10 protein-coding genes are annotated in these 5369 nt (G+C 43.7%); 5 read left to right on the forward strand and 5 right to left on the reverse strand.

From position 1 onward, the window contains the following. The 5 genes from H6G97_RS44495 to H6G97_RS44510 form a co-directional block, all read right to left on the reverse strand. Window positions 1–495, reverse strand: a 495-nt coding sequence (locus H6G97_RS44495; RefSeq protein WP_190946864.1) for a serine/threonine protein kinase, incomplete at its 3' end; no start/stop codon positions are given. A gap of 102 nt (window positions 496–597) precedes the next feature. Next, complete coding sequence (locus H6G97_RS44500) at window positions 598–768, reverse strand: hypothetical protein (RefSeq protein WP_190946865.1); 171 nt, start codon at window positions 766–768, stop codon at window positions 598–600. Window positions 769–821: 53 nt separating this feature from the next. Then, the gene (locus tag H6G97_RS44505; protein WP_338421978.1) at window positions 822–1592 is read right to left on the reverse strand and encodes a hypothetical protein; all 771 of its coding nucleotides are present in this window, start codon (window positions 1590–1592) and stop codon (window positions 822–824) included. Then, complete coding sequence (locus H6G97_RS55690) at window positions 1582–1758, reverse strand: hypothetical protein (RefSeq protein ID WP_338421979.1); 177 nt, start codon at window positions 1756–1758, stop codon at window positions 1582–1584. Before H6G97_RS55690 ends, H6G97_RS44505 begins: the two co-directional genes overlap by 11 nt. 122 nt (window positions 1759–1880) lie before the next feature. Then, window positions 1881–2180, reverse strand: a complete 300-nt coding sequence (locus tag H6G97_RS44510) for a hypothetical protein (protein ID WP_190946866.1) — start codon at window positions 2178–2180, stop codon at window positions 1881–1883. A gap of 75 nt (window positions 2181–2255) precedes the next feature. Between H6G97_RS44510 and H6G97_RS44515 the strand changes: the two genes are divergently transcribed. From H6G97_RS44515 to H6G97_RS44535, 5 genes are all read left to right on the forward strand, one after another. Continuing rightward, entirely contained in the window at window positions 2256–2579 is a 324-nt protein-coding gene (locus H6G97_RS44515) for a helix-turn-helix transcriptional regulator (protein WP_190946867.1), read from the forward strand. A 123-nt stretch (window positions 2580–2702) separates the two neighbouring features. Next, entirely contained in the window at window positions 2703–3497 is a 795-nt protein-coding gene (locus H6G97_RS44520) for a hypothetical protein (RefSeq protein ID WP_190946868.1), read from the forward strand. Window positions 3498–3606: 109 nt separating this feature from the next. Further along, window positions 3607–3933, forward strand: coding sequence for a hypothetical protein (locus tag H6G97_RS44525; RefSeq protein ID WP_190946869.1), 327 nt, complete (start codon window positions 3607–3609; stop codon window positions 3931–3933). Between the two features lie 231 nt (window positions 3934–4164). Next, window positions 4165–5007, forward strand: a complete 843-nt coding sequence (locus H6G97_RS44530) for a hypothetical protein (RefSeq protein ID WP_190946870.1) — start codon at window positions 4165–4167, stop codon at window positions 5005–5007. Between the two features lie 65 nt (window positions 5008–5072). Continuing rightward, window positions 5073–5282 carry a hypothetical protein gene (locus H6G97_RS44535; protein WP_190946871.1) on the forward strand — a complete coding sequence of 70 codons (210 nt, stop codon included), beginning with the start codon at window positions 5073–5075 and terminating at the stop codon, window positions 5280–5282. The last annotated feature ends 87 nt before the right edge of the window (window positions 5283–5369 follow it).

Here is a 5369-nt window from a genome sequence, read left to right on the forward strand (position 1 = left end):
GAACGTCGGATTCGTGCGGTTAAATTGGGTCGCAATCCCAAAGTCAATTATTTTGACAACGCCAGTATCCAGATTAAAGACTATGTTTCCAGGGTTGATATCTTTATGAATGACATTGGCTGCATGGATTCTGCCTAAAATGTCGCTCAGAGAGATCGCAAGACCTAGAAAAGTGGATAAAGGCATCGGGCAGAATATATCTGGACGCTTATGCATCCATTGCTCTAGGGACTCTCCTCCAAAATCTTCTAAGATAATCACCAGAGTCCGTTGATAGTCCTGCTGGCTGTATGCCTTGATGACTCCTTCCAAATTGAGGGAACGGGTAATTTTATATTCCTGTCTGTAGCGGGTTAGTTCAGCAGGTGAGGGATAATCAAGCTTTAGCATTTTTATGACGATTCCTACTCCATCGTCTCTGATGCCCCGGTACACTAGAGAATTAAAACTTTCATATATCTTGTCTTGGATGGCAATACCAGGTAGAGCGATCATAGAGCAACTCTTGAGATGATAATCTGGTACACCTCAAACTATACAGCAATCCAGCTATCTAGATTTTTCATCTTCTGAAATCCTATTTGGTTTTGTTCATTTCTAGCCAGTTGCAGAGTGATGGCGTTCACTTACAAGCGCTGTATCAATTATGTAGAGCATTTCTACAGGACTCATGCTTACAACTGACGTAGCACGGGACACCAGTTGCGGAAAGTTTTGCCCTATCCTTCGTACAACTTCTTGACTGTCCCGTTGTGTTGATATCTCCATTGAAACTGCAACCCAAAGACATTAGATGCCAAATTGCCAAAATTGTTCAGGGGTTATCTTATCTCGGATTCAGACTCCAGTACATTCAACAATTTCTCTTCGACAGTCGTTAAATAAGGCCGATTCAGTTTCCCCAACAACTGCAACAGATTTTTGACTGTCTCCTCCAGCGAATCGGAATATACGCGACTGATGCGATCGCTTAAGGATTGCATTTGCTCACATTCGGCAGGCAAGTAATTGTAAGACTTCAGGTACTGCAACCCAATGGTGTACTCGCCATCCCAAACTCTCACGGTGCAACTAAACTCGTTTACTGCGCTGACAATTGCCCAGCACCCGCCCTTGCCTCTGAGTTCGGGGTTGTCTTTGACAAGAATTTGGCAGACTTCGCCGATTTGGTAAGTATTGGGTACTTTGGTTCTCTCCATTATTTTTTGCACCACATCCTTCACAATCCTCCCACTTGGGACTTTACCATCAGCTTGTTCCACCGCCTGCTGCCATGCTTCTGGCTGTTGTTGAGGTTCTAGCTTTGCCAGAGGTCGAACTTGTACTTCTGATGTAGGCAAAATTTGGGAACTATTAGTTCCCATTTCGTCTGCTTTTTCGTTTTGGGAACTATTAGTTCCCATTTTTATATTGTCAACTATCAAAGAAGCAGCTATTAAATAATTCACATGGCGGTGAGTATAACTAAACCTGTCCCTGCAATATTCCTCAAAGGTTTTGTGGGTCGAGCGGTACAGTCTACGATCCCGTAATTCCGTCAATGCCTTCCCCGCTTCAAAAAACGCCCGTTCTACCTTCCGTTCAAGATGCATGCAAGCGATCACGAACTTCCTGCTCGGTCAACTCTGGAACTTCAACAGCTGTAACTGTAATTGTTGCTGTAGCTGGGTTTTCTTCTTGGGTCAGGTTATCTGGTGGCGTGTCATCACTGGATGAAGCAGGGGTGGGCTTTTTACGCTTAGAGGATGGTTTAGCCATTATTCCACCCCTAACTGAACAGTACTTGAGCGAATATTGAGTTGTGCCATGATGGGGGTGTGATTTAATTGATATGAATTCCCCAAACCTTTTACTGAGGTTGGGGTTTTTCCTTAACTTATTTAGATATATATTTGCATCTGCGGTAGCCATCCTTGTTGCTTTGTCGGCTTTAGCATTGTCTCTACATTCCTGTGTATAAAATGTCCATGACAGCGAAAGCGGCATAAGCTTGCCTGCCGCGTTGAAAACCCAAGGTGTATTTGTGGAGCTATAGTCGTCGCCATTACAGCTTTTTGACGTGCCAGCAGTTGCTCCACTTCGTTACCTGAACCATGTCGCAGTTTATATATGCCTTGGTGCAGTTCAACGCGGGCATTCGTTGCACTGTTTATCGCTATCTGTAAAATTTGTGGGTTCATATTCTCCCAGCTTTGATGAAACTTTAAACTCGTAGTAGTCACCAAGCTATTTTATGTCAACTGGGAGATTACAATGTGAGTAAGAATGATAAAAGCAAACTGATGATTTCTCTCGATTCCGTTGACAGACTAAAATGGAGTTCTGAACTGGGGAAACGCTTACAATCTTTACGTGGTGACATTCCCATGCGAACCCTTGCCGACAAAGTTAACAATAATGGAGTAACTTGCACTTACCAGTATATTCATAAGCTGGAGGTAGGCAAAGCTGAAGCCGTCTCAACTGATTTAATCGTGGCTATCTGCAATGCTCTTGATGTCGATTTTAAGCAGCTCTTTCCGGCTGTATACATTGACCCATCTGAACTTTTAGCTATTTTACAAAAAAATGTCGCCTAACAGTTGATTTGTCTACTCGGAGTTGATAGAATAGGAATAACAAAAGACGACCGCCCCCGTCTGGACAACGAAGCGATCGCCCTTTGCAAAAACCTAACCCCTGTCGAGGCAGGAATATCAATTATGACCCATCCAACCTACACACAGCAAGCCCTTTGCCGCTATAACCTCCCCCGCCTCAAAAGAATCGCTGCCGAATTAGGCGTTACACCCACCGAGGATAAAAGAGCGGCCCAAACCTGGGTAAACGCGATCATCACCCACCAATCCACCCAGCTTCAGAAAGTTGACAACCAAGCCGCAGCCCAAGCCGAACTCGACAACTACATCGCTGACCAAGCCCAAGCTGTAGCTCACGAACCCCTCAGAATAGTCGAAATCTCGTTTGACCATCACGAATATTACGCTGATGACAAACTGGTAGCCAGCATCAGCCATGACGACAACCATTTAACCCAACGCTGGGTAGTCATGGTCAACGACAAAGAAATATTCCGTGCCAACACTCCAATGCGTTGTCATCGCTTCATCTGCACTCACTACAAAGATGGCTCATTACCTGTGCAGGAACAACTTGCAACACCATGCACTACTGGCAACGAAATCATGGCGCAGATTTTCGATGAATGCGAGAAGTACGGTTACGAAATCCTCGACGACGGCATTTACCAGAATGACCAGAAATTAGGCGAAGTAGGGCAGACTGACGGCGACTGGTGGTTTACACGCGCAGCAGACGAAATCCAGCGCATACCCTGTGATTCTGCAATGTCAGCAGTTCAATCGCTGTCGATAGTGGATGTGTCTACTGATGGTAAATCCATTTTTGATGAATATTTTTTAGAACAACCGTTAGAACAACTAACTGGCGATAAATTGGAGCGCCTGCTGGAAAAAGCAGAGTTAGTTACAGCGTAAGGAGGCAGGGGGGCAGGGGTGCAGAGGGGAAAGAATCTGTACAAGTTTCTCCTCTGCTCCTCCGCTCCTCTGCTCAAGAGCTTCATTGTCCCTTCATTCACCAATCAATATGCAATCCACAATCTCAATCTCTCAACACTGGGGCTACCCTCGCTTTGCATTGGAACAGCGCACAAACCAAGGCATCATTCTAGGGCTTTATTACTACCCCTCTGGTACAGAATTAGCTGAACAATTTGGTGGTGGCTGGCGCTATGCCCTGATGCTTGATAAAAACTCTGACGAATTATTCCACTTTCAGGAGTCTCAAATTCAATCCCCTTCCCCAGAAGAATTATTCTGCCAAATCACTGCTGAAATTGACTTTTATCAACAGCAAATCTCCATTTTGCAACAACAGTTAGCCGCAATGACCGGAGGTAGTACAAATCGCTAATTCTACAGACAGCTTTGACCGTAGAGCTAATCATTTGCTGCGTTTACTTCAGCTTTGTGGGGGTTGTGTTCCATTGCATCGTTTGCAATTTCAATTCTCGGATTCAGTCATTCAAACACTGCTGGATAGAGAACTGGTGCAAGTGCAGAACACGGGACGCGGCTTTTTGTTGGAAATTGCTAAGGATTTTTAGTTTTACAAACCACTAATTATTGCACAGATCAACAAAACATGATTGCTGAAATCAAACTAGGTTTATGCAACCCTCCCGAACCCGTCTATTTATATGTCAATCAGGGAGAAGTAGATGGTGAATCTTTCGTCTGGTACAAGTTCAATATCAGCCAGGAGAAGAAAATCCTACTTTCCCAAAGAGCGTTAACTGGGTATCTGTCAGAACTGCGATTGACTACTAAAGAATTCAAAGGCAAGGACAATCTGAAGCTGGATATTGTAGTGAGCGCTGATGAACTTTATGTAGTGAGAACTGGCATTGAAACCAACTTTGCCAAAAGCTTTCTTTTAGCTGCGTCATTAGTTCAGGATTTTTCTAAGCCACTGATTATTGTTGCGAACGCTGGTGACGAGAATACAGTTTTCTGCAATCTTTACGATGCCGTGACTAAAAGCAGGATTGAAAGAGAATGGAGTAGAGATTTGGATTGGGCAACTATCATTCGTGATATCCAATCCTTATTGGGTAAAACTTCAAGCTCCATTCCAGAACCACCACTGACTCCACCAAAACTTAGCGTAGTTCCTCAAGCAGTACACCCACAGGATTTGCGAGTAAAAAATATTCGCACCTTGCTTGATTATCCCCTTGATTTGGTGAAAGAGTGGTTGCAATTCCAGGATGTTGACCGCCCAAGTTTACTTGATACTCACCAGATTAATGAACTAATCAAAAACATGTGTTTGGCTTGGGCAGCAGGCAAGTGTGACCATCCCAATCATGCTGAGTCTTCGTATCAAAAGCTAGTTGTTGATGCTGTTGCTAGCGGAATGGATGAGCTAACAGCAATCAAAACTTGGATGCAACAAGTGCAAGCAGTAAAGATTGGGGCAGTGTAAATCAGCAGTGAGGATTCAGAATATTTTTACTTCTGAATTCTCAATTAATCAAATAGGAATTACCCATGAAAGTCATCGTTACAGTTGTTGAAAAAATCACCAGCGAAGCTCACATCGATATCCCTGATGGGCTGAATCAACCTGAAATTAAACAGCACATAGTAGACCGCTACAACACTGGGGAAATGTCCACAGATATGAACATCTTTCAAGTTGACTTTGAATCTATCAGCGCTCGGATTGTTCAAGAAAATTCTTCTCCTAAATCTGCATAAACATTGGAGGTAATAAATGAATCTCAAATGGACTGATGAAGAACTCGCAATCATTGAAGCTAAGGCTGAACTTTATACCCCAAAACA

This window comes from Nostoc flagelliforme FACHB-838 (assembly GCF_014698065.1).
Lineage (GTDB): Bacteria > Cyanobacteriota > Cyanobacteriia > Cyanobacteriales > Nostocaceae > Nostoc > Nostoc flagelliforme_B.